This window comes from Ktedonosporobacter rubrisoli, assembly GCF_004208415.1.
Taxonomy (GTDB): domain Bacteria; phylum Chloroflexota; class Ktedonobacteria; order Ktedonobacterales; family Ktedonobacteraceae; genus Ktedonosporobacter; species Ktedonosporobacter rubrisoli.
The window spans coordinates 4,670,395-4,696,862 of sequence record NZ_CP035758.1; the positions used below are offsets into that span (position 1 = coordinate 4,670,395).

General features: G+C 49.6%; 23 protein-coding genes, 1 pseudogene and 1 riboswitch. Of the genes and pseudogenes, 11 read left to right on the forward strand and 13 right to left on the reverse strand.

Annotated features, from left to right (window positions below):
• The first annotated feature begins 61 nt into the window (after positions 1–61).
• Positions 62–340 carry a hypothetical protein gene (locus tag EPA93_RS20460; protein WP_129889296.1) on the forward strand — a complete coding sequence of 93 codons (279 nt, stop codon included), beginning with the start codon at positions 62–64 and terminating at the stop codon, positions 338–340.
• 119 nt (positions 341–459) lie between these two features.
• On the opposite strand, the gene EPA93_RS20465 is transcribed toward EPA93_RS20460, so the two are convergent.
• The gene (locus tag EPA93_RS20465) at positions 460–1,956 is read right to left on the reverse strand and encodes a catalase (RefSeq protein ID WP_129889297.1); all 1,497 of its coding nucleotides are present in this window, start codon (positions 1,954–1,956) and stop codon (positions 460–462) included.
• A 454-nt stretch (positions 1,957–2,410) separates the two neighbouring features.
• On the opposite strand from EPA93_RS20465, the gene nth reads away from it, so the two are divergent.
• Positions 2,411–3,106 carry an endonuclease III gene (gene nth / locus EPA93_RS20470; RefSeq protein WP_129889298.1) on the forward strand — a complete coding sequence of 232 codons (696 nt, stop codon included), beginning with the start codon at positions 2,411–2,413 and terminating at the stop codon, positions 3,104–3,106.
• Between the two features lie 38 nt (positions 3,107–3,144).
• Here nth and EPA93_RS49865 read toward each other — a convergent pair whose 3' ends face one another.
• The 4 genes from EPA93_RS49865 to EPA93_RS20485 all read right to left on the reverse strand — a co-directional run bounded on the left by EPA93_RS49865 (position 3,145) and on the right by EPA93_RS20485 (position 5,911).
• Positions 3,145–3,582: a diacylglycerol/lipid kinase family protein gene (locus EPA93_RS49865; protein WP_242527456.1), complete on the reverse strand. Its 438-nt coding sequence runs from the start codon at positions 3,580–3,582 to the stop codon at positions 3,145–3,147.
• Positions 3,583–3,611: 29 nt separating this feature from the next.
• Positions 3,612–4,061 (reverse strand): diacylglycerol/lipid kinase family protein, encoded by a 450-nt coding sequence (locus EPA93_RS49870; protein WP_242527457.1) that lies wholly within the window; start codon positions 4,059–4,061, stop codon positions 3,612–3,614.
• Positions 4,062–4,300: 239 nt separating this feature from the next.
• Entirely contained in the window at positions 4,301–5,155 is an 855-nt protein-coding gene (locus EPA93_RS20480; RefSeq protein WP_129889299.1) for an amidohydrolase family protein, read from the reverse strand.
• A 201-nt stretch (positions 5,156–5,356) separates the two neighbouring features.
• Positions 5,357–5,911, reverse strand: coding sequence for a DUF4870 domain-containing protein (locus tag EPA93_RS20485; protein WP_129889300.1), 555 nt, complete (start codon positions 5,909–5,911; stop codon positions 5,357–5,359).
• Between the two features lie 392 nt (positions 5,912–6,303).
• On the opposite strand from EPA93_RS20485, the gene EPA93_RS20490 reads away from it, so the two are divergent.
• Both EPA93_RS20490 and EPA93_RS20495 read left to right on the forward strand, forming a co-directional pair.
• Positions 6,304–6,672 carry an ester cyclase gene (locus EPA93_RS20490; protein ID WP_165423280.1) on the forward strand — a complete coding sequence of 123 codons (369 nt, stop codon included), beginning with the start codon at positions 6,304–6,306 and terminating at the stop codon, positions 6,670–6,672.
• 787 nt (positions 6,673–7,459) lie between these two features.
• The gene (locus tag EPA93_RS20495) at positions 7,460–9,292 is read left to right on the forward strand and encodes a tetratricopeptide repeat protein (protein ID WP_129889302.1); all 1,833 of its coding nucleotides are present in this window, start codon (positions 7,460–7,462) and stop codon (positions 9,290–9,292) included.
• 142 nt (positions 9,293–9,434) lie between these two features.
• Here EPA93_RS20495 and EPA93_RS20500 read toward each other — a convergent pair whose 3' ends face one another.
• A complete protein-coding gene (locus tag EPA93_RS20500; RefSeq protein ID WP_129889303.1) occupies positions 9,435–10,472 on the reverse strand; it encodes a sugar-binding transcriptional regulator in 1,038 nt (345 codons plus the stop codon).
• A gap of 668 nt (positions 10,473–11,140) precedes the next feature.
• On the opposite strand from EPA93_RS20500, the gene EPA93_RS20505 reads away from it, so the two are divergent.
• From EPA93_RS20505 to EPA93_RS20520, 4 genes are all read left to right on the forward strand, one after another.
• Positions 11,141–11,965: a radical SAM family protein gene (locus EPA93_RS20505; RefSeq protein WP_129889304.1), complete on the forward strand. Its 825-nt coding sequence runs from the start codon at positions 11,141–11,143 to the stop codon at positions 11,963–11,965.
• Complete coding sequence (locus EPA93_RS20510; protein ID WP_129889305.1) at positions 11,962–12,675, forward strand: class IV adenylate cyclase; 714 nt, start codon at positions 11,962–11,964, stop codon at positions 12,673–12,675. Before EPA93_RS20505 ends, EPA93_RS20510 begins: the two co-directional genes overlap by 4 nt.
• A gap of 98 nt (positions 12,676–12,773) precedes the next feature.
• Complete coding sequence (locus tag EPA93_RS20515) at positions 12,774–13,418, forward strand: response regulator transcription factor (RefSeq protein ID WP_242527458.1); 645 nt, start codon at positions 12,774–12,776, stop codon at positions 13,416–13,418.
• A gap of 52 nt (positions 13,419–13,470) precedes the next feature.
• Positions 13,471–13,944, forward strand: coding sequence for a response regulator (locus EPA93_RS20520; protein WP_129889306.1), 474 nt, complete (start codon positions 13,471–13,473; stop codon positions 13,942–13,944).
• Positions 13,945–14,129: 185 nt separating this feature from the next.
• On the opposite strand, the gene EPA93_RS20525 is transcribed toward EPA93_RS20520, so the two are convergent.
• Complete coding sequence (locus EPA93_RS20525; RefSeq protein ID WP_129889307.1) at positions 14,130–14,735, reverse strand: TetR/AcrR family transcriptional regulator; 606 nt, start codon at positions 14,733–14,735, stop codon at positions 14,130–14,132.
• A gap of 269 nt (positions 14,736–15,004) precedes the next feature.
• Here EPA93_RS20525 and EPA93_RS20530 point away from each other — a divergent pair, with 269 nt between their 5' ends.
• On the forward strand, positions 15,005–15,724 hold the full coding sequence (locus EPA93_RS20530) for an SDR family oxidoreductase (protein WP_129889308.1): 720 nt from the start codon (positions 15,005–15,007) through the stop codon (positions 15,722–15,724).
• Between the two features lie 154 nt (positions 15,725–15,878).
• Here the strand turns inward: EPA93_RS20530 and EPA93_RS20535 are convergent, their stop codons facing one another.
• Positions 15,879–17,315, reverse strand: coding sequence for an MGDG synthase family glycosyltransferase (locus EPA93_RS20535; protein WP_242527459.1), 1,437 nt, complete (start codon positions 17,313–17,315; stop codon positions 15,879–15,881).
• Between the two features lie 650 nt (positions 17,316–17,965).
• On the opposite strand from EPA93_RS20535, the gene EPA93_RS20540 reads away from it, so the two are divergent.
• Together EPA93_RS20540 and EPA93_RS20545 are read left to right on the forward strand one after the other, a co-directional pair.
• Complete coding sequence (locus tag EPA93_RS20540) at positions 17,966–18,664, forward strand: SDR family oxidoreductase (protein WP_129889309.1); 699 nt, start codon at positions 17,966–17,968, stop codon at positions 18,662–18,664.
• Positions 18,665–18,818: 154 nt separating this feature from the next.
• Positions 18,819–19,931: an S-adenosylmethionine:tRNA ribosyltransferase-isomerase gene (locus EPA93_RS20545; RefSeq protein WP_129889310.1), complete on the forward strand. Its 1,113-nt coding sequence runs from the start codon at positions 18,819–18,821 to the stop codon at positions 19,929–19,931.
• 126 nt (positions 19,932–20,057) lie between these two features.
• Here EPA93_RS20545 and EPA93_RS20550 read toward each other — a convergent pair whose 3' ends face one another.
• From EPA93_RS20550 to EPA93_RS20570, 5 genes and pseudogenes are all read right to left on the reverse strand, one after another.
• Positions 20,058–21,587, reverse strand: coding sequence for a YifB family Mg chelatase-like AAA ATPase (locus EPA93_RS20550; protein WP_129889311.1), 1,530 nt, complete (start codon positions 21,585–21,587; stop codon positions 20,058–20,060).
• Positions 21,588–21,919: 332 nt separating this feature from the next.
• A complete protein-coding gene (locus EPA93_RS20555; protein ID WP_129889312.1) occupies positions 21,920–22,213 on the reverse strand; it encodes a MoaD/ThiS family protein in 294 nt (97 codons plus the stop codon).
• Positions 22,214–22,455: 242 nt separating this feature from the next.
• A complete protein-coding gene (locus EPA93_RS20560) occupies positions 22,456–23,307 on the reverse strand; it encodes a sulfurtransferase (RefSeq protein WP_129889313.1) in 852 nt (283 codons plus the stop codon).
• A 186-nt stretch (positions 23,308–23,493) separates the two neighbouring features.
• A pseudogene (locus EPA93_RS20565) lies at positions 23,494–24,777 on the reverse strand (ABC transporter ATP-binding protein); the annotation flags it as partial.
• A gap of 101 nt (positions 24,778–24,878) precedes the next feature.
• Entirely contained in the window at positions 24,879–25,973 is a 1,095-nt protein-coding gene (locus EPA93_RS20570; protein ID WP_207229603.1) for a FecCD family ABC transporter permease, read from the reverse strand.
• A 218-nt stretch (positions 25,974–26,191) separates the two neighbouring features.
• Positions 26,192–26,425: riboswitch (cobalamin riboswitch) on the reverse strand.
• Positions 26,426–26,468: the final 43 nt, after the last annotated feature.

The following is a 26,468-nucleotide window of genomic DNA, read 5'->3' on the forward strand; positions in this document are numbered from 1 at the left end:
AATCAAGATGCCAACGTGCAAATCGCCTTTCTTTCCAATGTATAGATGAGAGGTATTTTTGATGCAAGATACGCCAATACGTAACAATACAGCTGATCGCGATTATCAGGCAGGTTTTGCACGGGTAATGTGGTTTGCAAAACAAGCAAAATTGCATGGTTGGCGGCTCAGCGATCGTCAATTAGTACACGAAATTGTACAACGTGAGCGTGCCGCTCAGATCCGTGAAATAAGCTCGTTACCCATCGTGGGGTCCGAAGTTCGTTCCGCAGCATGGAATCGAGGACAAGCCGACGCATTGCGCGTGTTACTACGCTCTCAGCGCGAGCAGAGTGAGTAGGAAATTATATTAGGAATATATTGTAGAGCATTTATTTCTATCATACAATTTCTCAGGCCAGGGCTCTCTGTGAGAGCTCTGGCCCAATTATTTTTCAAGTCCGGGCTCCAGCAGTCGGTCTAGTCACCCGCCGGCGAAAGCTCGCTTTTAGCCTCTAAACCGAGACCTTTAGCAACGCGGCCCCCCAGCTCCTGATCAACCTGGTACCAAAGCTTGAGCGCGCGCTCCTGGACTTGCTTCTCTACGCCCTTGCTCATATGGCTCACAACATTGCTAGCCAGATGTTCCCTATCTGTCGGCGAGAGCACATGGCGATAGAGATTGCCAGCCTGTACAAAATCGCCATCCTCGGCATGAAGCGTATAAGCGCTGCGCACAAGCTCTCCATTCGCGGCCCAGCTAGCCTCTGGATGCAGCTCAGGATCAGCCTTTGGCCCATTATAGCTATTGGGGGCATAGACAGGCTGGTTGCCATTGTGGCGATAGCGCATAGCCCCATCCTTGTTATAGCTATGTACCTCGACCCGAGGCTGATTGACCGGCAGTTGCAGGTAGTTGGTGCCGATGCGATGGCGATGCGCGTCGGGATAGCTGAAGAGGCGCCCCAAGAGCATCTTATCGGGGCTGGGTCCAATGCCGGGTACCATATTTGCAGGCTCAAACGAAGCTTGCTCAATCTCACCGAAGAAGTTCTCAGGATTGCGATCAAGTACCAGCCGTCCAACCGTGATAGGAGGATAGTCGCTATGCGGCCAGACCTTAGTCAGATCGAATGGATTGAAACGATAATTTGCGGCATCCTCAAAGGGCATAATCTGCATCTCAAGACGCCAGACCGGGTAATCCTTTCTCCTGATGGCCTCTTGCAAATCACGGCGATGATAATCTGGATCTTCTCCCGTCATCGCATTGGCCTCGGCATCGGTAAAGTTCTCGATTCCTTGTTCCGTCTTAAAGTGATATTTCACCCAGACCTTTTTACCCTCAGCGTTAATCCACATAAATGTATGGCTGCCATAACCGTTCATATGCCGATAGGTTCGCGGTGTGCCGCGGTCGGTCATCAGGAATGTTACCTGATGAATTGCCTCGGGGGAAAGCGACCAGAAATCCCACATAGCATTATGACTCCGCATATCGGTGTCAGGCATACGCTTCTGGGAGTGGATAAAATCCTGGAACTTCGAGGGATCGCGCACGAAGAAGATAGGGGTGTTATTACCGACTAGATCGTAATTGCCCTCTTCGGTATAAAACTTAATCGCGAAACCTCGCGGATCGCGTACTGTATCGGCAGAACCCAGTTCGCCAGCAACCGTAGAAAAGCGGGCCAGCACAGGAGTGCGCTTGCCAACCTTGTTCAGGAAAGCGGCGCGCGTCCATTGGCTAACATCTGCCGTCACCTCGAAATAGCCGAAAGCTCCACTACCTTTTGCGTGCACTACACGCTCAGGCACACGTTCACGGTTAAACTGGGCCATCTTCTGAATAAGGTAGTGATCCTGGAGCAGCAATGGCCCATTTGGACCCACCGAGAGAGAATGTTCGTCACTTGCAGCTGGAATGCCTGCATCGGTTGTTGTTATCGGTGGTTTCTGATCGTATTGATCGCTCACTCATTTCTCCAATCCAGACGTATTTACTTACTTCTAAAAGGTTATTTTACTCACAAAACAACGGCTCTCCCATGTGCTACCTCGTCACCGAGAAGGTGGGGGCTTCTGGGCAAGTTGGAAGTCAATTGACTCAGCCGTATTCCATTCTAACAAATCTGTTCTACAAAGCGCAAACAGAGCTATAATCAGGTCTTAACTTTGTAAACATGGCTATAGCAAGACCTTGCCTCCGTTCACAGCTTTCCCCACAAGGCTCCCGGCCTATTGATTCTGCACCGCTCAGCGCGTAAAATAAGCCTGTCTGGTAGTTTAGCAACTTCCCATGCTATTTGCATTATATAGCTCACACAAGCCGTTTAACAACGATTCATTCATCTAGCCAGCCAAGGATAAGGAGGATCGCACAACTCCTCATATATGGATACGTGGAGGGGTTACTGCGAGCTTATTTTTCATGGAACTTGTATCACCAATATCTTCTGCCTATAAAGAGCCCGAGCCTGGATCACCGGAGCAAGTGAACGCTATAATTCGTGAGCTACGCAGGCTCTATCCAGATGCCACATGTTCGCTTAACTTCTCTAATCCATTAGAGCTACTTGTAGCCACTCAGCTCTCCGCCCAGTGCACTGATGAAAGGGTCAATATCGTTACAGCTCGGCTCTTTAAGAAGTACCGCAGCGTTGCAGATTTTGCGAATGCCAGCCAGGAAGAACTTGAACAAGATATTCGTTCCACTGGCTTCTATCGCAATAAAGCGAAAAATATCCGCGCGGCCTGTCAGCGTATCATGACCGAGTACGGGGGAGAGGTTCCACGCACTATGACAGATCTCCTCAGCCTGGCTGGCGTGGCCCGCAAAACAGCAAATGTGGTGCTGGGCAACGCCTTCGGCATTGTGGTTGGCTTTACAGTAGATACGCATGTAGGGCGCCTCTCGCGGCGCCTGGACTGGACAAAACAGGAAGATCCTGTGAAAATCGAGAAAGAATTGATGCGCATCATCCCAGAAAAGGACTGGCTTGATCTTTCCCACCTGTTGATCTTTCATGGCCGGGCCATTTGTGATGCTCGCAAGCCGCTATGCGGGCAGTGCTCTCTAGCCAGGCTATGCCCTTCTGCATTCAGCTTCGGGAAAGCAATCCCATGAAACACATAGCAGGTAAGCTAAACCCTGGGGCCAGATCCCTATAGACGCGTGCGAATGCACAGCGCACCTGGAAGAATTTTTGCTTCTAAGTGGCGGGCGCTGTCGGTCTCGCCGTCCAACTCTATGTTTACAGGGGTTCTGCTCTCAATACCCACAGATTTTGCCCGATAAAAGCTTACCTCGGGGAGCCCATTGTGTTCACCTTTTTGCACAACAGGCAGCAATCTCAGCGCTCTCAAGAGAGGGGCATAAGCGATAGTACAAACATCAAACAGGCCATCGCATGGATCAGCATCAGGATTGATCCGAAAGCCAGCTCCATAGGTTGGTCCATTTGTCACAGCCATTAACACATAGCGCTTCTCTGCTTCCCAGACTTGCTTATCATCAAAGCGAACTTTCAACCAGGGGCAACGCTGATAACCAAATACGAGCTGTTTAAGCGTAGAGGAATAATAGAGGCGCGTTCCGCTCATCAGAGGTAGCCTTTTCAGCTGGTTTGCCGCTACTGCAATATCAGCATAAGGCCAACGCTAAAGGAATTGACAAAATAATGTCCATTGACGATTCCGGCATCCACTTGAATGGGCCGCCCGCGAAATGCTAGCTCCAGGGCTTGAGCAGGATCGCGGGGAAGCTGGAGGGTATTCCAGGCATAATCATTCCCTGATCCAGCGCCAACGATCCCTAAGGGTACCTGCTTTCCGGCGGCCAGGATACCATTGATAACTTCATGCACGGAGCCATCGCCACCGACAATCACAATAGAGCGCTCCTGGTCAGCGGCTCGCCTGGCCAGTTCCTGGGCCTCACCAGGCCGGCTTGTCTCTATATACTCAAAAGGCTCTCTGCTCAATTGCTGCTGAAGCAAGGCTCGGTAATGGGCGATCTTTGAACGATTCGCGGCAGGATTGAGGATCACGAGAGGATTATCTGAGGGTCCTGATATCTCCATGACGATATCCCTTTCTCAAAAGACGCTATAGCATCACGATTTTATCATTATCTCGTCCTTTCTGCCACAAGAAGCTTGATCAAGAGCTGACTTTTATGCATAAGTGAGAAGCTCGCGTTCATAGCAGAGTTTAAATTGAAGAATAGCCGGCTCATCAGCTTTCGGCTATCGTATGGGGAGGATACAGCTCAAGGCCCATTCTCGGGCCTTTCAGGCACAGCAATGCAGGCCAGGGCCACCTAGAGCCGATAGAAACTGCGCGCATTCTCAGCCCATAATTTGCGCTTTGCCTCTGGCGAGAAATGCGCTGTGAGAGAGTCTAAAGTTGCCACCCAGCGTGTATAAGTTGTGGCGAGCAATGCTACTGGCCAATCTCCACCAAATACGATGCGATCTTCACCAAATGCCTCTATCACATGAGCAACATAAGGAGCCAGGTCCTCGGCAGTCCAGTGCTCATGATTGGCTTCTGAGACCAATCCACTTATCTTGCATAGAACATTGGGATATGAGGCTAAGGCCTGTATATGCTCAAGCCAGGGCGCAAAGAGCTGTCCTTTGATATCTGGCTTGCCGATGTGATCCAGGATAAACGCAGTATCGGGACAAAGCTGTACCATCTTAACGGCACTTGCCAGTTGCCAGTGCTTTACACAAATATCAAAAGAGAGTCCATATTCTGGCAGCAGTTGCAACCCACGGATGAAATCAGGTAGCAGGCAAAAATTGGGATCAGCTTCATCCTGAATATTGCGCCGTACGCCTTTAATACACGGATCGAGCGCAGTTAGCGCTTCAAGAAATGCACGAGCACGCTCTCCGTATTCAATAGGCGCCCAGGGTACAATTGCCTGGATGCGCTGATCCTGGTTGGCGCGTTCTAGAACCCATTGGGCCTCAAGTAAAGCATAGGCAGGCTCAACATCAACTTGCAAATAGACCATGGCCTCTATCGCTACATCAGCCGTATGCTCGTAATACTCTCTTAGCTCATAGCTGCGATTCAGCAAAGGGTTATTGTCAAGCCAGGGCATACGAAAATGCGTGGGATTCCAGAGGTGCAGATGGGCATCAATAAGCGGGAAATTGGGCATCGCAATTCCTTTCAATTGGCAATCTCAACAAAGCCTTACTTAGGGCAAGTGGGACACGCTTACTATTTTAGCCCATGGAGCAACGTGAAGCACCCCAGGCAGAAGTGCAGGGGTTTTTACAGCGCAAAGTGCTAAAGAGTACTCAGAACGGCTAAAGGCCTGGTATATATCTCTTTAGCCGTTCTGAGCACCCTTCTATTCTTATTTTATATGAGATCCCTGATTGACAACTTGCTCAGCGATATTACCAACCAGAGGAAGCTTATAATATCTTCCCTTCAGGGCATTGACCATTGCCACGATCCAGCCGATAAAGGCAACTATATTCAGGATTACGAACAGGAATATAGCCAGCCCCGATACACCAAACAAATGCCAATCTATAATCTTGACTAAAAAGATGAACAAGATATTCGCTCCACCGAAAAAGAGCAATGATTGCAAGGCGTGGAAACGCACAAAGCGATCGCGATGGCCAAAGATGAAGAAGAGTAGCCCCGTTAACCAGAATAGAGAATAGCACCAGAAGGCTGCAAACCCATTCTCTACCTGCAAAGGCGCAAACTGAGTTGCGTTGATCTGCCCTACAGGAGGGGAATAGCTCTGATATTGCTGCTGATAATAGGCTTCGCTTCTAGCCGGCTGCTCTCGCTCATATTCACGGTTATATATCGAAGGTTTATCAAAATCATTTATTTGGGCTCCATAACCATCATAGCCTTTATTTGCCTCTTTTTGTTGTCTATTCCATTCCATAGTTGCACATCTTTCTTTGTAGTTAGATCTATACTTCTTTGTCACCAGAATATTCACTCGTTATGCAGAAAGCTTACCAGGGAACCTTCACAGAAATGTTGCGAAAATGTTACAGATCTGTAGAGTGTTAGCTCTTCTAGAACTTTTTTAATGCTTGCATTAACGCGCCAACTTCTTAACAAGCATTAAAAGGTTCTTTGCAGAGTCAGCGTTGGATCGTTCTCTCACACACGCGGGGCAAATCTCTTGCCTTGCATTACTCGCCTACAGAGAGATATGCTTATCATAGAGCAGGCTCAGCAAGCCATGCGCGCTCGCGCCAGGACATCTCTTGAAGAGATTGTTCTGATTCGATGCACAAACGAAACATAGGTAGCAGGAGCAATAGCTATATGGGAATAGAGCAGAATAAGCGTATTATACGTCGCCTTTTTGAAGAGGCTCTCAATCAAGGGAAGCTAGAAGTACTTGACGGGCTATTCTCTCCCACCTTTGTTGATTATTCAACACCTGATCAGCCAGCGGGACCAGCTGGCGTCAAAGCCTATCTGGCAGATATTCGTAAGCGCTTTCCCAATCTACAGGTAATGATCGAGGATATGATCGCTGAAGGCTCTAAGGTGGTAGTGCGCTCGGTCTGGCGCGGCGCTCAGCAGGGAGCTACTGCTGATAGAGAGACAAGCAGAACTATGATCCAGATCTTCCAGCTAGAAAATGGTCGCATTATTGGCGAATGGAACGAAGGGGATTCCATGGTATAGAACTTCCATCCTCTACAGACGCCGGCCAAAGGTGGCTAAGAGGTGAGCCGCTCTGAGATACCTGGCCAGCGGTAACCCACAGAGCAAGGTTTGCGTCGTCACTCACCATAAATTTACTTAGTGAGCATATATCAATATATCACTACATATATTCGATAGAGATGCTTCTTGCGCCTTAATTGACTTACACAATTAAGGCGTGGTCAGCTATATAATCCTCATTTGGTTTTACCCACTTCCGATGCTAAAATTGTTTAGTAGAGACAACGCTGTGCGAAAAGCCGACCTTTTCTGCAAGGAAGCAACTAAATGCGCCCAACAACGTAAAGAATGTTAGCATCTCCTCGTGGTGATACCGCCAGAGCTTGCTGAGAGCCCGGAGTTGAGGCCCGCGATCCGCATAATCTGATCTAAGGTCTTCATAAAACTCAGGTTTCGTAAAATATAACATGCTTCTTAATTAATAAGGCGCATCATTAATCTAAAAATGAAATACATATTGCACTTTATATAGCATTACGCAGATCTAAAGTGCAGCAATTGCTACTCGCATAGTAAAACGGGGAACGCCGCCAAAGACATGCTAGCGACATTATAAGTACAGGAGCATATGCTCGCTGCTTGATCGAGCTTCGGCCAAAACTGGCGGCAATAGTGAGCTGTCTCAGCCAAAAACAACGTGCAAGGGGGAACATCCAGTCAGGGAGGAAGCGGCACTTCCTCTAGCCCTTGAGGGCCAGAGCCTCGCATAACGCTTCCCGGTGACGACTAAGGATGGAAGAAGAGAATGATGTCAGCAGTCGCCCAGAAAACCTCAGAGGTTTTTGTTTTCTACGCAAACGCAGATCAAGAACTATTTCAAGAGTTTGAGAAACATCTTCGCATACTGCAACGTCGGAACTATATTCATACATGGCATACTTTCTCTGCCAGTGACAGTTCTACCTTTGAGGATAGACCGCGCTGGCCGATAGATAGAATTCCTGTCATCCTTATTCTTCTCAGCGAAGCGCTCTCTCCAGCCGAGGCAGCGGCGCTACCCGCTGTGAGGAACCTGCTCGATAGGCATTGTACCGGCGAGGTCTATGTTGTCCCGGTACTTCTCTCACCTGTAGAGCTCAAGGACACACCTTTCGAAGGACTCAGCACATTTCCAGGCAACATAGGAGCCGTCTCAGAGTGGTATACGTCAGAGGCTGCCCTATACGAAACCAGCCTTGATCTGATCTATCTTATCGATACCTTAAACAATACCGCCCAACCTTATGGAGAGGATCTAAACGAGACTTCAGACACAGATATTCGGCTAGAGGAGACGCTTCTGCTACAGCACCTGGCCGAGGATGAAGAGCTCTTTGGCCCTACCCATCCTTGCCTCGCCGATCACCTATGTGCCCTGGCTAGAATAACTCGGCAACAGGAAGATCAAATAGAGTATACCGCCGAGCTTTATCAGCGCGCACTCTCCATCCGTGAAGCTACCTATGGACCGAGCCATAACAATACGCTCAATACCCTGTTGGAAATTGCTTTATACTATCAAGGGCAAGGACAATTCGACCAGGCAGAACAATATTACTTGCGCATCCTCCCGGTCTGCGAGCAAGACAGCGAGGGCTCTGTTCCCTTCAGTCTAAGTGATCTGCTCATCGCATTAGGAGATCTCTATATGCAGACACACGATTCCGAGAAGATGCCTGAATGCTATCAACGAGCGCTTTCTCTGCTAGAGCAGCGTTATGGGCCTACTCATCCCGAAAGCATGGGGCTAATATATAGAATGGCCTCTGCTTTCCAGACAATGGGCTTAAATGAGCAAGCGGAGCAACTTCTACAACGTTTTATCGAAAGCTATGAAGATGCCTATGAAGCGGAACCCTTAGCCTTAACAGATGCGCTGGAGAAGCTCGCCTTGATCTACGAGGAACGCGAACAACTTAAACAAGCTGAGCCGCTCTTACAGCGCGCGGTCGCAATCACCGAGCAACAGTACGGAGAAGAGCATCCCCAGGTAGCGCACTATCTCAGCGCTTTAGCCCACGTCTATGAGGCACAAAAAAATCTAGAGCAGGCAGCCGAGTTACATGAAAGGGCTTTAGCCATCTGGGAAAATGATCCAGAAGACATACAGCATATTATGCATGGCCGCAATAGTCTGGCTCATCTCTACTGGACGCTGGGTCAAGAGGAGGAGGCTAGCCAGCTCTACCAGAGCCTCTTTGAGCTCATCCAGAACATGCCGACACTTGATGATCCCATGCTGATTCCAATTCTTGAAAGCCTGGCAAATTTCAAAACAGAGCTGCAACAGTATCAGCCGGCGATTGCCCTATACAAGCGTACACTGGTCCTGGCAGAGCAAAAATATGGTCATGATCACCCACGCGTTGCCGTAACTCTTAATAATCTTGCTGTCTGCTATCACCATCAAGGAAAATACAAAGAAGCCGAAGCACCGATGAGGCAAGCGATAACCACATGGGAGCATACCTTTGCCCCCTCACACCCAATGGTTATCAAGGCTTTGACGAATTATCGTGACCTCTTACGACTCCTGAAGCGCAAGCAGGAAGTCAGAAAAATAGAGGCTCGCCTGGAAGCTCTCCAGAAACTTTCTTAAAAATAGATGCATCTTTACTGTGGGCTGTACGGATAGCACAGCCCACATTTAGAGGCAAGCATTGCATACTCATCCATCAGATTCCCTGAGCCGGCAATCATGTTTCAAATAAGATCAACTAGCAAGCTTTCGCGCAGACTACTTAATTTTCAACCGAAAGTAGTTGGGCAGTAATATGATCGGTAACCACGATACTGGCCAGCCCCGCATTCAGGGTTGCCTTAATGGCTGGAACGTGGGAGGGGCTTCCTCCGGCTACAAGGATCACTTTGACGCTACCGCGCTCAATACGCTCCTTCAAACGAGGAATTTCCAGCCCTGAGAGCGTATAGGGAAATGGCTCAAGCACCTCATTAATACACACACCTGAGGCGTCAAAAACCCAATGGTTGATATCTACCACAGGACGATATGTCTCAATTGCCTCTACTTGCGCCTGGGAGAGAATCCCGCGCTTGATCATATCCTGATTTGTATGCGGCGTCCACAGGCTCGTCACCATCACACTTGCCCGGCTCATCATCTCATAGGCATCTTTAATAATAGGCAAATTGCGGATCAGTTCTACATCCTTCTGACTGGGAAGAAAAGCCGGACAGGGAAACCAGAGATGATTGGCTCCATATGCTTCGGCCAGGTCGTGGGCAATCAAGTTTGCATCACCAAAGCTAGTATGAGAATCAACAAAGCCAATACTTGCCACTACTTGCATATGGGGCAGCACTTTGGTGGGCTTCAAATAACGTACAAGATTGCGCATAAATGTTCTCCCACCAGAAACCGCCAGGATATCCGCGTCATTGAGCATTTGATCTAAATATTCGGCTGCCGCTCCCGCAATATCCGTGGCCACATCTTCAAGCAGTTCATCCCCATCAACCCTGTTCATGTTACGGCCCGCAACCAGGATCAGATCCTCAAGGCCTAGCTGAAGACGTACCTCGCGCGAAAGATTGCGCAGATAGCCAGTACGTACATCGGGTACAATCCCAATGCGCACAATGCCGCGATCCCTGGCTCTCTGTAAGGCCTTACTTACCGTTGGCCTGGAACAAAACTCCATAGAGGCGATGGTTTCTTGAGAGTGGCCTTCTTCATAATACAGATAGGCAATTTTCCGCAAAAACCGCTCATCATTGAGCAGCCTTGCTTCACTTGTACTCTGAATGCTTTCCGGCATGCGGTCTCCTCTCTCATTACTCAAATAAACTTTGCAGCTTTAAGATTAAAAGGGCAAGATCCAATTTAGCACTCTTAAACATCTCTATGCGGACATTAGCATACCGTATGTTCCTCGGTAGTGCAAGCTTCTTTTCGCGCATTTGTTCGTTACCCTCAAGGCCTGAAAATGGTGCAAAATAAGTCTTCGCCTTTATTGAGATAGAATCATGCCCTCCTTCTAAACGACTTTTCAGCTAGTAGCTCTGCTAAACGCCTTGTAAAACAAATCTTATTTTTTTACATGTCGTTACTTTCATCACAATTATTTACACTACGGCCATATTCGACAGATTTTTTCCAATGTCAAATTTCCAACCACTTTTAACAATTGTGATATTTTTTACGAATATTTACAATTTGACTTGCTTTTCACATTTGTTATGCTATATTCTTTTTATAGAGACCTGAAACGGCGTCTGGTGCCAGCGCATGATTATACGCAGTTACCTTGCTTTCCCTATATAGAGCAAGCATCCGGAGGTGCGTTCAGGCGAGGCGATGTATTGATACATATAAATATTTCTCAATACGCCCACAACTTAATGGATTAGGAGGTATGCAACAAGCAAGACGCGCGATGGCTCTATGTGATTGTTGCATGCTTTCAGAGTCGGAAGAGGAGCCTGGATGAGAAGGCGCATCCTGTTTACCGTAGAAAAGAATCGTGTACTAGTCCCTGTCGGCCAGCCGTGCCCCTTTGGCTGCCGCTATTGCTATACAAGAGGTGGAGAGGTAGGACTCTCCCGGGTTAATACAACAGATATTCTCTCTCATTTCCAGCGATTCGCCGAAGAGACTCCCTTTGAGACCATTCAATTCGGCTACGATGGCGACCCATTTGCCGATCCTGAGCGAGGAATCACCATGCTACGACAATTAGCAATGATGGGCAAAAACGTCAATTTCAGCACTAAAGCCAGGCTGGAAAATTCAGCCCTTGCTGCCCTGTGTGAAATTCGCAGCCAGATGGAGAGCACAGACACAACTTTAAGTGCACTCGTCTCGCTAAGCTGCTGGGATTCGGCAGCCATAGTAGAACCGCATACGCCTTCGCCATACGAGCGCATAGTGACGGCTCGTAATCTCAAAAAGATTGCTATCCCTGTATTTATTGCGGTACGGCCAGTCCTTCCCCATATTTCTGATGATGAATACGAACGAATTGCCGACGAAGGTATCAACGCGGGCTGCGACGGCTTTATTCTTGGTCCGCTCTATTCTGATGCTCGTGGACAATTTGTCCGTTTCATTCCACCCGCAGCTCTGGCTGCTGTGCGCAGTAAGAAAAGCGTTGTATCCTGGTCCGCCCACTCTCCCACATGGACGCGCTACGAAGATCCAGATCGCCTGCAGAAGCTCCTGCATATGATCGAGCGGAAGGGCGGACGCACCTTCCTCTCCTCAGCAGATGCTGTGGCGCTGGCCCATCAGAGACAGGAGGTGGTTGCGTGATTGAGGTTGAACTGAAGTTTAAGCTTCCCCTCGAAGCTCAAGCATACCTGCGGTCAAAGCTACTAGCTCTACCGTCATGCCAGAAAAGCGAAGCAACAGATATTGACGATATCTACTACGATACCCCCGATTTTGCCTGCTTACAACAGGCAGTCTTCATCAGGATAAGAAATCATGCGCATCTAGAGATCAAATATCATGAGCAGGACGATCCGGCGCATGCTCATTGTACCGAACAAGTTTTTCCCTTGCCAGCAGATCCTACTCAACTTAAAGCTATGGGAGAGCTATGCACACGCTTCTTACCAACGTGGCGGGAAGCGGGAAGTGTCGAGGAAATCCTCAAAAGTAATGGTCTGCGCGCATTCATTCATCTAAAAAATCAGAGAACTCGCTATCGTTACAAACATCTTGTGGTCTGCACGGATCGCGTAGAGGGTTTGGGTGACTTCCTTGAAGTGGAAACCCATTGTCAGGTAGAAAGCGAGGTTGAGGCGGCTCGTGCAAGCCTGCAAGACTTTATCGCAGAGCTCTCGCTTCCCAGCTTACACGCAGTCAGAGTCGGTTACGTGGAGTTATGGCTTCGCCAGCATCTTCCACACGTGTATCAGCTAGGGAAATATCGGGTAGAGGATTATCTTGAGCCAGGCGCTTACTCGCTGGTCCAAAACGCCGAGCTCAGAAAGGGACAGAAAACAATTAAGCAGTGAAAGTAAGTGAGATGGATCTCGCTAGCATCTCTTCTCTGTTCCTGAAATAGGAACAGGAAAGGCATACAAAAGCAATTAAGGAAGAAAAGGAGCAAGATATGCAGCATTCGATCTTACGTCCGATGCAAGTTTTACGAAAGATCAGGCTCAATTCCTTGCATGATAGCGATACACAGCAATATTTACTAGCCGACGACTGCCAGGCAATAGCCATGGATAGTGACGCGCCAGTTTGTGTGGATACTCCTGCCATGTCCTTATCCGGTCCCGAGCTCCAGAGCATGTATCCATCCATCACTCCCTGTGTCCTCATTATTGAAGATTCGGCGACGGTGCGCCGCCTCGTCACTGTCGCCTTAAAGCAAGCAGGCTATGAGACCTGGGCCTTTCCAGATGGAATCAAAGCCATGCAATGGTTGGTAAAGCCAGGCTCGCGCATTCCCGATCTGGTCCTTGTCGATCTGGGTTTGCCCAAAATGGATGGGTATGAGGTATTGCGACGAATCAAAACCAAGCCACGCTTTGCCCAAACGCGCTGTATGATACTCTCTCGCCGTGATGGCACGCTCGACAAACTCAAGGGAAAATTAGCTGGGGCAACTGTTTATCTCACTAAACCATTTACCACTCAGGAGCTCCTGCAAGCCATACACGCAGCTCTGGAGAGCGCCCAGAGGCCGGGAGAGCGGGGATTGTGTCTTCCTGCTGAGCAGCATTCGAGCACTGAGACGCAGAGCGCTTGACAGATAGCGATTGTATGGAGAAACTCAGCTGACATGCAGAGGGAGAAATGCAATGCAACGATTATATGCTCCCATATCGCTTTGCCAAACATATACAGAACCGGAACGTCAGCTTATTTTGGTAGTTGATAATACTCCGGCTATTCAGGACATGCTCTCCTGGGTCTTAAAGCTCCAGGGATATCAGCCTGTTTGCGTAGCTAATGGTCAGGAAGCTCTGGAATGGATCGAGAACGCGCTTAGCATGGGACAATACCCAATAGCTATTCTGCTCGATCTGCTGATGCCGGTCATGAATGGAAGCACGTTTCTTGAGCGCCTACGCGAGCGCTGGGATGCCCCTGTGCCTATTCCACCAATCCTCTTACTCACTGTGCAGGCTGGCAATTATGACTATCTGGGATGTAACGATGTGCTCACAAAGCCGTTTCACATTAAAGAACTGAGTGAACGACTTGAGCGCTTAATCGATAAAACGTCATCAACTGACAATGAAACGACGCCCCGGCAGGGCAGCCAGAATTAAAGCACTTTTTAAGACGGGAAGATTTCTTTGCCCACCCTCTTCTCGTACCCCTCCCTGGGGATATGTCCCTCCTCTTCAAGCGCATTGTGACCGAACCAGCCCCATTTACTTCTGGTCCAGAAATGCTTCTTTCCTGGCTCGTCTCCGTTTAAGAGAGCTCAATTTAGCAGCGTTTTCCTCTCTCGCTATTCGGGCTTTAGGGTCCAGGCAGAGAACAAAGTATGCACAATATCGTGCGCAAATTTATCATCGAGAGGTGCATGCTGCACAAGCAAACGATACCACATGGCTCCATAGATCAAATCTGCCATAACCTCACCATTGCTATCGGCCGGCAATTCGCCTCGTCTGCGGCCCTCTTCTATAATGGCAAGCAATGGCTGTCGTCGCAACAAAATGAACTTGGTACGAAAGATAGCGGCAAAGGCAGGATCGTGTTGCGCTTCCGCCATTAAGCTCCTAACAATTTCTCCCGTCTCTCCGCTGAGCACACTGAAAGTCATTTTCAGCCATGCCTCCAGGCGTACGGGCAATGGGCCCTCAGGTGGAAGAGGCAGCGTCTGCTGAGCGTAGAGTAGCAAGGCATCGAAAACAATAGCCCCTTTTGAAGGCCACCAGCGGTAGATTGTAGGTTTTCCCACGCCAGCCTCGCGAGCAATGCCTTCAATCGAGAGCCGCGAAAAGCCCACTTGCTTTACCAGGTGCAAAGCAGCAGCAAGAACGGCCTGTTGCGCCTGCGTACTCCGCGGCCGCCCAACTCCACGACTAGTTACATCTGTATCAATATCCATGGATATCCGCTCCTTTTGCCTCTAGTATATCACTTGACAAAACGTTACGTAACGTTTTATATTTATGGGGCATTTCGTTTTGAAGCACTGTATTAAGATGTTTGTGATCCCAGCTCTTCTCAGCGAAGGGCTCAGTGCACAAGTATTCTCTATGCTTCACACGGGTGGCGGACAGAACATGTCAGGAACACCAGAGCCAAAGCCCAGGGCCTCCCTGGCCTGATATGATAAATTTTGATTTAGGGACGATACCGAGAGGAGATTCATATATGGAGCTGGACGGCCAACGCATTTTGATCATGGGAGGCAGCTCAGGAATTGGGCTCGCAGCCGCTCGTATGCTTACGGAAGCAGGGGCAGAGGTCACCATTACAGGACGAAACCAGGAAAAGATTAATGCAGCCCTCTCTCAGTTGGGCAAGGGCGCATATGGTCGGTCTATCGACGCCACAGCCATTTCAGAGCTACAAAGCTTCTTCAAGGAATATGGAGCCTTTGACCATCTAGTAATTTCTGTGAGCGGCGCGGCAGGCAGTGGAGCATTTCATTCCCTCAACCTGCAGGATCTACGTCATGGCTTCGAAGCAAAGTTCTGGCCACAGGTTTCTATTGCTCAGCTTAGCCTGGAAACCATATGCAACACAGGATCAATCACATTCATAACTGCAGGTTCGTCGCGTAAGGCTCGTCCCGGAACGGCCGGGCTGGCCGCAATCAACGGCGCTCTTGATGCGATGATCCCCACGCTGGCTGTAGAGCTGCGCCCCCTACGCGTCAACGCCGTTTCTCCCGGTGTTATCGCAACACCCTGGTGGGATCGTGTAGGGGAAGAGTTCCGTAATAACATCTTTGCCCAGGCAGCCGAGAACGCCCCAGCCAGACGCATCGGTCAGCCAGAAGACGTGGCACAGGCCATCAGTTTCCTCATCCAGAACACGTTTGTAACTGGGAGTATCATCGACTGCGATGGAGGTGCTCGCCTCTGCTAAGTTGCTGGTAAGCAAGATGATCGCGACGAGTTCCAGGAAGAACTTTTCATCGCGATCATCTCAATTGTCCACAGACCTTTACATGCCTCTCATCTTACCTTCCTTAGGCTTCTCCATGTGAAGCTAAAAAGCTGGATAGAGGCATAGAGCACGTTCAGCCGAGAAGAGGTGTTTTGAATGACTTCTTCTCTTTGCCTGCCTTCTTTTCGTGCTCTTTCCCGGTTTCATTGCTACGCCCTCCTTGTTTAGGGCGAAAAAGAGTGAGATGCAGTAGCTGTTTGGAGTAGGCTACCAATCTTGCGCCATCGGGAATCTCTCTACGGAACCATAGGCCAGGTTCATTCGGCGCGGGCAAGTGACCCAGGATATATTCACCAATATCAAAGGCAGCGCGGGGACGGCTCAGCCGGCGCGCATTCTCACGTCGCCGGCGCAACAATGGCGAACCAGGCTTCATCAAACGGCGGAGCTCATCGACAAGTTCGCGCGAATTATGCGCCAGGATGCCAACCTCATTGCGTTCAACAAAGGCAATATTGCCCGATTCGGAGCCCGGCACATAGCCGCATAATATAATAGGCAAGCCACAGGCTAGAGCCTCGCAGATGGTTCCCGGTCCGGCTTTAGTCACGATAACATCTGAGGCATGCATCAATTCGGGCATATTTTGCATAAAGCCAAACAGACGCATTGGAACGTGAAGCTGGCGGCGAATACGCTGAAGTCTTGTATAGAGATCCTTATTGCGTCCCGCAACTACTAGCAGTTGTACAGGTAAACGCGCCTGAGAAATAGCGCGTACGGCTGTATATAATCCACCGGCACCTTCACCACCTCCAACCAGCAAAACAACCGGAAGGTTAGCCTCAAGGCCAAGTTGCTCGCGTAACTCTTTCTTCGATTTTATTTCAGAGGCAAAGCTGGGATGAATGGGCATTCCTAGCACACGAACGAGCTCTGGATTTACGCCCACTTTCACTAAGGCGGCCCTTCTCGCTTGCTCAGTAGGCACTACATAGCCATTTGCCCCGCGCGCAAACCAGGCTGAGTGAACGCTGATAAGATCAGTTACAACGGTCAGGAACGGAATAGGTAGCCTCATATCGCGCAAAACTTGCATTGTAATATAATTAATTACTGGATGAACTGAAACAATAATATCAGGCTTTACACTCAAAATTAGGTCGTGCAGGCCTTTCAGGATAAAAGGACGGCCCAATGCTGTTAAAGTCGTCACCGCATCCTCACGATCCATATGCTCAAAAAACTTCCCATACATTTGTGGGCTCAAACGAATTGCCGGTCCATAGAGTTTCGTAATCTCACGCAGGGGAAAAAAGCTATACTGCTCAAACACATCGACGATCTCGATGTGATATTGTGGAGGGGCAAGTTCTCCTTGCGAAAAACTTCCAGCCTCATCACTAGTAGATAGCTCAACCTCACTTTTATTACGCTCGTCCATGCACATATGCCAGCGTGCTTGCTCTTCTTGCGAGAGGAGTGTGATAGCATGGCTAATGGCGTTGGCTGCGCTACGGTGTCCAGCCCCTGTATCAGCGATCAAGAATAGAATAGTTCGTTGTGTCATGCTCAACAGAGGAGTTCCTCCTTCCTGAAAACCTGAAACGATAATGGAGAAGGAAGTCAATCTACTGCTCGGAAGCAGAAGTAGCAGAAGTATGCTTTGTCCCCTCAGCAAAGCACACATTTCAGGCTTAAACGGCCAGGCAGCCCACGTCTTGTTTCCATATTTCGTCATATAACGAAGATATTTCCTCGCCAGGCAAGGGCATCCTCTTCTCTAGATCCTTCCTATTATTATCCACGAGAAAAAGCGCCTTTTCGTCTCAAGAAGCTCTACAGGCCACTTCTATTCTTTCCACTTCACTTTATAGCCTGACTTTCAAGATCTTCTCCTGGCCAACTAAAATTTGCAAGTATAGACTAGCAGGAATTGACAATAAAACTCACGACTATATATTCTTTCCAAAGAGAAAGATAAGCTGCTTTAGCGTAATAAAGCTCTCTAAATATAGAATATACTCAAGGCAAAGAGGATTCCAGCCATCTATTAATTTTGATCTAAAACCCGCTTGACGATCAATGCTCCCAAGCTCTCACCCACCTGCCCAAAAGAACAGGAGGTAAACTGTCCCCTTGTGCGATCCTCGGGTTGCGCTTTTCAGCTATAGTTGCAGCAACATAGATTGAGCGCACAATTCTGAAAGGAAGCTAACAATGACTTCGACTTCACCCCGTCCCATAGCCTTGATTACCGGGGCTTCGCGCGGCCTGGGACTTGCCCTGGCTCGCCAGTTGGCACGACAGAGCTGGCATCTCATTATTGACGCACGCGGAGCTGTGGCTCTGGAAGCAGCACGGGCCGAGCTCGCGCAGTATACCAGTGTAACGACTATCGCCGGGGATATAAACGATGCCGGGCACCGTCAGGCCTTAGCGCAAGCAGTTAGCCAGCAGGGTCGACTCGATGCTCTTATTAATAACGCCAGCATTCTTGGCCCCAGCCCTCAGCCTGAACTGCTTGATTACCCTCTCGATGTCCTTGAGCAGGTCTATCGGACGAATGTAGTAGCTCCTCTGGCCCTTGTTCAGATGATGCGGCCTTATCTACAGCCAGGCACACGCATTATCAATATCACTAGCGACGCCGCCGTTGAGGGCTACGAGGGTTGGGGCGGCTACGGTTCCAGTAAGGCCGCGCTTGAGCAGCTTTCCCATATTCTAGCCGCTGAACAGAAAGATTGGCGTGTCTACTGGGTTGATCCCGGCGATATGAACACCCAAATGCACCAGGAGGCTTTTCCGGGTGAGGATATCAGCGATAGGCCTTCGCCCGAGACCAGCGTGCCCGGCCTACTCGTCCTGCTCCAGGGAACGCATCCCAGCGGTCGCTATACTGCCCGTTCTCTTGGCTAATCCAGAGGCACAGACGTTTCTCTCTATACTGCGACTCTCTCCAATTTGGAGATGATAGCTGCTGCTAGCGAGCCAGTCAGGTTAAGAATTTCGTACCTCGACAATATAGCCAAAAATCAAGAATACTCGTCTTTGAACAAACAAGGAAGTACGAATGAGTAAAAATATTCCTCAACCACCTGTACATAACGTGGACGACAAAAGCTCTGTTGAGGCTTCGCGTATGCACTTCTCCTTACCAGCAGAGCTTGAGGCTGGAGAACCACCCGAGGCGCGTGGCTTGGAGCGCGATGAGGTACGCCTGATGGTATCATATGTCTCAAACAATCAAGTAGCGCATACCCGCTTTCGCCAAATAGAAGATTTTCTAAACGCAGGCGATGTACTGGTGATTAACACTAGCGGGACGCTCAACGCCGCCCTACCAGTTCAGAGCAAGGACGGAACACGTTTCGGGCTCCATCTTTCAACGCATCTCCCCAACAATACCTGGGTGATAGAGCTACGTTCCTATACAGATGCGCTCAAAAAAACAACCAGGCCTTATTATGGCGCAAAGCCGGGAGAAACATATCAATTGCCCGCAGGCGGGAAGCTCACAATACATAAAGCCTATAGATCTGATCAGGCAGTGCCAAGGCTATGGATTGCCAGTCTTGATCTACCAGCTCCTCTTCATGCCTATCTTAACGAATATGGCTTCCCCATTCGCTATGGGTATGTCAGGGAGGGTTGGCCCATCAGTTATTACCAGACGGTCTATGCCACAGAGATGGGTAGCGCTGAAATGCCATCGGCCGGGCGCGCATTTACGCATCAGCTCATTACCAGGCTCGTTGCTAAAGGTATTCTAATTGTTCCTTTACTTTTACATACAGGAGTTGCCAGTGCCGAATATAACGAGCCAGTATACGAAGAGTATTATCGTGTGCCGCAATCTACCGCATACATTATAAATGCTGCACATGAGGCCAATAGACGAGTTATCGCCGTTGGCACAACGGTAGTCAGAGCGCTAGAAACCGTAACAGATACCAATGGTATAACCAGCGCCGGTGAGGGATGGACCGACATTTTCATCACCCCACAACGGGGTATCCATGCAGTCAACGGCCTGATAACCGGCCTGCATGAGCCGCTATCAACCCACCTGGCAATGCTAGAGGCCATAGCCGGGCGCGCCCATCTAGAAATCACCTATCAACAAGCCTTACAAGAGGGCTATCTCTGGCACGAATTCGGGGATCTTCACTTGATCCTGCCGTGAAATCTGCTGTAGGAGCTATCTCATATGCTTTTGCAAGATAGCTCCTGCTTTATTTAGGCATAGCACTTCGCCTCCATGTTTGTTTTTTTGTGCTTCCAGGTGGCTAAGAGAAAACGAAAAAAATGCTCAATGCCCTATTTTCGGCCGATACTGGATAGCTTCGGCGACGTGATTGGCTCCAATTGTCTCGCTGGCGGCCAGATCGGCAATAGTACGCGCTAACTTCAATACGCGATGGAAGGCACGCGCCGAGAGATGGAGCTGTTGCATGGCAGTCTTCAAAAGCTTTTCAGCCGAAGCCTCAACGCTACAAAATTGGCGCACCTCAGCCGGCCCCATCTCGGCATTACAGGTCAATTTCGTGCCGGCAAAGCGCTGTATTTGTCTTTCGCGCGCCTCCTGGACGCGAGCACGAATGATTGCCGAGTTTTCTATGTTGCGCTTATCAGCCAGCTTTTCATAATCCACGCGCGGCACTTCGACGTGAATATCCATGCGATCCAATAGAGGGCCGCTAATCCTTTTTTGATAGCGAGAAATAGCGGTTATAGAGCAACTACACTCTCGCACTGGATCACCATAATAGCCACAAGGGCAAGGATTCATAGCGGCTACAAGCATAAAGTTTGCCGGGTAGGTAATCGTTCCCTGGGCCCGCGAAATTGTCACAATCTTGTCTTCCAGCGGCTGGCGCAGCACCTCCAGCACATTTTGCCCAAACTCAGGCAATTCATCGAGAAAAAGCACGCCTCTATGAGCAAGGCTAATTTCGCCAGGACGAGGCATACGTCCTCCCCCAACAAGTCCGGCATGGCTGATCGTATGATGAGGGGCACGAAAGGGCCGCTGCACAATAAGTGGCATATCAGCAGGCAATATACCGCTCACGCTATAAATTTTCGTTACATCGAGGGCCTCTTCAATGAGCATGCGTGGCAGGATAGATGGCGTTGCGCGCGCAAGCAATGTTTTGCCAGATCCGGGAGGGCCACTTAACAGAATATTGTGTCCACCGCTCGCCGCTACCTCTAGAGCGCGTTTCACATGCTCCTGACCACGTATGGCCGCCATATCCTGACCATATACAGGTTCCTGCGCATTATCAAGAATGGTAGGGTCACAGACATAGGGCTCAAGCGCGCGCTCGCCATTCAAATGGGCCAGCAGTTGAGCCAACGTCTTGACGGGATAGACGGTTACCCCCTCGACCAGAGCCGCCTCTACCGCGTCAATGGCTGGGACAAATACCGAGCTGATATGCTTTTCGCGTGCTAGTGCTACCATCGGCAAAATGCCATTTGTGTGGCGTAGGCTGCCATCTAACGATAACTCGCCTAGAAAAAGCGCATCTTCCAGCGTAACGTCAAGATTAATCTGCTCAGCAGCGTATAATATCCCTATGGCTATAGGAAGATCATAGGCCGGGCCAGCTTTACGCAAATCAGCAGGGGCCAGGTTCACGGTAATACGTTTATAGGGGAAAACACAGCCGCTATTCTTTATCGCAGACTTAACTCGCTCTTTTGCCTCATTGACAGCGGCGTCGGGCAGCCCAACTATCATAAATGCAGCTAAACCAGCAGAGAGATCGACTTCCACCTCTACTAAAGCACCTTCCAGACCGATAATTGCACAACTGCGTACTTTTGACAACATAAAACCACATGACCTCCTCAATATTATCTACCACGCATTATGCATGAGTAGAGCCAAAAATGCAAGATTATTAATCCACTATTCAAGCTTTAGGCTTAGCGATCCTACTGGCATAATAACGCCGTACAAGCCGCGGCAAGCCCAAACTCATACATTTGAAGCAAACTATATTCCTGAAAATGCGCATAGGAAAGATAGTAGCATAAAGAAGAGGGAGGGTGTGCTTTCAAATGCCTGCGTTTGCCCAGGCACACAAAATTATCGCTCTCAAACGCCTTTGTGGAAATTTTATGCTAGCCAGGTGAGAGCTTGCAAAAATGGATACGTGGCTTTCAGGCTCCAAAGGTTGCAGGAAGCACAATTACTTCCTGGCCCGGCTTAAGGCTGGTTTTTAAGCCGTGATGCCCACTGATCACTTCATTGTTGACAAAAATTTTAACATGTTCGCGCACATGTCCTTGTTCGGTACAGAGACGCTCCCACACACGGGGATGCTGCTGCGCCAACAAAGCTAGCAGCTGCTCTACTGTATCAGCTCTTAAGCTTATCTGGCTCTTGCCTCCACTATACGCGCTCAATGTCGACGGCAGGCGCAAAGTAACTGCCGCTTTTTCTTCATCGCTCATCTGTTACTTCCAGAAAAAAAGATAATCTACAGATGTTCTATAGCTGCTGACAGTATATAAGGAGATTACAACGTTTGCAAGCGTTTGGCAGCTCCGGCACAGCATGAGGCCTATCTCGCAGGAAACATTGCTTAAAGCAGCAAAAGACGGATACCCCGAGAGATGTATCCGTCCTTTAAAGTTTTTTCGTAAGTCAGCAAGTGAACTGCCGCAGCTATACTGATAGTTCACTGATGCCAGGCTTATCTTTCAATGGGCGCACCAATCAAGCTGCCCCATTCAGTCCAGGAGCCATCATAGTTGCGCACATTGTTGTAGCCGAGCAGATAGCGCAGCACAAACCAGGTATGGCTACTGCGCTCACCAATACGGCAATACGCTACTACGTCCTTATCAGGAGTGACGCCTTTACTTCCATAGATCGAACGCAGTTCCTCAGCCGATTTAAAGGTGCCATCCTCACGCACCGCCTGCGACCAGGGTACATTAGCCGCGCCCGGGATATGCCCGCCTCTCTGGGCTCCTTCTTGCGGGATGTTTTCGGGGGCCAGCAATTCACCGCTAAATTCTTTGGGAGAGCGCACGTCTACTAAGGCAAAGCCCTGGCGACCCAGCGAGGATAGTACCTGATCGCGGAACACGCGCAGATCTGCATGCGGTTCTTCGGCCTGATAATTGGTAGAGGTATAAGTAGGAACTTCGGTCGTGATTTCGCGCTTGTCGGCCAGCCACTTTGCCCGTCCGCCATCCAGCAAGCGTACATCCTTATGTCCGTAGTACTTCAAAATCCAGAGCGCCCAGGCCGCGAACCAGTTGTTGTTATCTCCATAAAGTATGATTGTCGTATCATTGCTCACGCCTGCCTTGCTCAGCAACGCCTCCAGTTGGGCCTTACTCACCGGCGCACGCACGATCTGGTCCTGAAGCTCTTTCTGCCAGTTGAAGCCCACGGCTCCTGGAATGTGCCCTTCCTCATAAGAACGGGTATTTACATCCACTTCTATCAACCGCACATTTGCGTCCTTCAAGTGAGCCTGTACCCAATCAGCATCCACTAACACTTCTGGATGCACATATCCTTTGTCCTCTGGCATATTTCTCCTCCTACTTATGCGTAGAAATAATGTAAAACGTGCTTATTCTCAATCAGACAGTTCTGTGATATGATTAGGTATAATCTTAACATCCAGAACAGCCTTCGCTGTCGCTGCTTAGCACAATATCAACAATAACACATTTGGCTCATTCTTTCAAGTTATTTTTTACATTCCTTTTAGTTATTAATTGTCAGAAGAAATTGTGCGACCCGGCGTTACAGCCCGCTTCTTTATGACCTCTAAAGCTTCTCCAATAGACATCACGCTTACCGCTCCTGCCTGCAATAGCTGCTTAACTATTTTTATTCCTTCACCGCCTGTATAATCACGGGAGACTATATCCCCTATTTCAGGCTCACCCGGCTCTCGATCTTTAGAAGCTGATGGAAAGTCTTGTGAGTTTAGCAGCAAAACAGGTAAGCAGTTTTGAGCGGCTAGCAGCGCCTCATGGAGGAGCATGAGATTGCCTGGACCAATTGGCGTTGGACAAATGATTAACATCGATACGTGGGCCAGTCTCGCACGAACTTGTTTCAAAGTCTCAGAGGAGAGAGGAGCATAAGGCTGTTCCGTAATGACCTCAGTAGCCAGGCGCAAAGCTAGCGTATGATCACTATCTCCAATATTCAATGCCCCAATGCTAAACGGTATATGGGCATCGGCCAGGGCGCGCATCAAACGCTCTCCAGAGCCCCCACCGGCTATGACATGCACGCTGGGCTCAATACCGCTCTCTTCCACCTCGTTAGCTTCCTCGCTATAGGGAGGCAAAATGCTTAGATGCTTGGCACCACGCAATATGCCTACCTGCACCCCTATTCCATAGACACGCTTGAGTAAGCCCGGTTCCAGCACTTCAGCTGGTCCGGCATCAGCCACAACCCCACGCTGGAAGAGAATCAGGCGTGGAAAGTAGCGAGCCGCCAGATTGAGATCGTGAATAGCCGCCACAACCGTCATTCCACGTTCGCGATTGAGCTCCTGCACCAGTTCAAGCGTTTCTACCTGGTAGCGAATATCCAAATGCGATGTTGGCTCATCCAACAAAAGTACGGCGGGCTGTTGCGCAAGAGCCATCGCAATCATAACCCTCTGGCGCTCTCCACCGCTTAGTTCATTAAAGACGCGTTCGGCCAGTCCTGAAACACCAGCTGCCTGCATCGCATCCTGTACAATAGCCAGATCCTGTTTCGTACGCGTTCCCAGGAAAGAGCTGATAAACGGAGTTCGCCCCAGACTCACCATATGTTCCACGGTAAACGCAAAGGGCATGTGAAGTTCTTGAGGAACTACGGCAATACGGCGGGCCACGCCACGCCGTCCCCATTGTGTGAGCTCGCGCCCTTCCAAAAGGACCTGCCCCTCTTGAGGCTGCAATACCCCACTAAGGATACGTAATAGCGTTGTTTTGCCCGAGCCGTTGGGTCCCAATAAACCGACCATCTCGCCGGGAGCGATACGCAAAGAGACATCATATAGCAAAGGCTTGCGCTCATAACCAAAGGAAACTGCACTTAATTGCATAACCGCTGATGTGGCCGTCGTTTCACTTGCCTTATTCTCACTCTTCACCATTTGTATGCTCGCTTACTATTTCTCAAGAGGAACAGGAAAAAGGGAGCCCCAACCAGGGCCGTTAAGACGCCAACTGGCAAGACAGCCGGGGCAAGAATAACGCGCGCCAGCATATCAGCCACTGTCAAAAAAATTGCCCCACTCAAGGCCGAAGCTGGGAGCAACAAACGATGCCTCGGACCTATTAACAGGCGCATGGCATGAGGCACAACCAGGCCAACAAAGCCAATTAAGCCGCTAATCGAGACAGCTGCAGCCGTGATCAGCGAGGCGATAATCACGATTAGCAGCTTATAGCGCTCGACAGGCAATCCCAGATAAGCGGCGCTCTCTTCACCGAGAGCAAAAGTATCGAGGATGCCTGCAAACCTGAGCGAGAGCACAACCCCCAGCAGCATAATTATGCCCACCACCACTACCGGAGGCCAGTTAGTTACCGCAATACCTCCCGAGAGCCAGTTAAATAGGGCCAGGATACTAAACTGTGCATTAGGGATGAGCGTCAACAGGAGCGTCTGACAGGCCACAAGCACGGCATTAATTACCACTCCAGCCAGCAACAACGTCACTATCGGCGTACGTCCATCGGTGCGCGCCAGGCTATAGACCAGGAAAACTGATAGGATAGCTCCCACAAAAGCCAGAACTGGCGTCAAGGGGAAGAAGGCTCCATAAAGCGTGCTAAGAGGTAAGACAAAGGCAATCGCCGCGCCCAGCGCTGCACCGGAAGAAGTTCCCAACAAATAGGGGTCAGCCAGAGGATTGCGCAATATACCCTGGAAAAGCACTCCCGCAATGGCAAGTCCGGTTCCTACAAGCGCGGCCCCTAGTACGCCAGGCATCCGCACTTGCCAGATAATTACCTCAATCGAAGGGTCCCACACCTGTCTGAAGTGGAAGAGGCCAGTTCCATTCAACAGGATCTGTATAATTGTGTCAAAAGAAATTGCCACCGATCCCATACTGACGGCCAGGAGAATGACAATAAATAGAAGTAAGCCCAGGATACAAAAGATAACAGCGCCCGGGAGGCGGCGTACTCCACCTGGCTGCCTCTCTGAGCGGGAAGAACGTTCGGCCAGCTTCACCGGGAGCCTCCCTTCCAAAACAAAAGGGAGCCGGCGGCAGCAGGCCTGGTGAGAAGAATGTGGTAAATATGCATCTGGTGACCTCTGAGAGATGATTACAAGCTCGTTGTCACCCCACGCAAGAGGGAAGATCGATCAAAGACGAGTGCGCTACCTGAGCATAGCACAATTCCATTAAGGAATTCTGGTCTCAACTCGCTCCTTTGACGCGAAGGAACATGAGCAGATGACATCAGGCTGGTATCCTGGCTTCTGGCTCCAAACGCGATTCTCCTGCCTTCCCATCCAGCTATGAGCAAGCTCATCAATATAGACAGTGGCATATCCTTGCATCCTGTAATGCAGGGAAGGGAATAACTCGCCAGTTACAGTAGCGCGACTGCATCAGATTTGCACTGACTTCCCATTAAGGTCCGACTGCCGTTCGGACCACCTGATGGATATAAATTAGCCTATCAAAGTTAGTATATAGACGAACTGATTTGCTGTCAAATC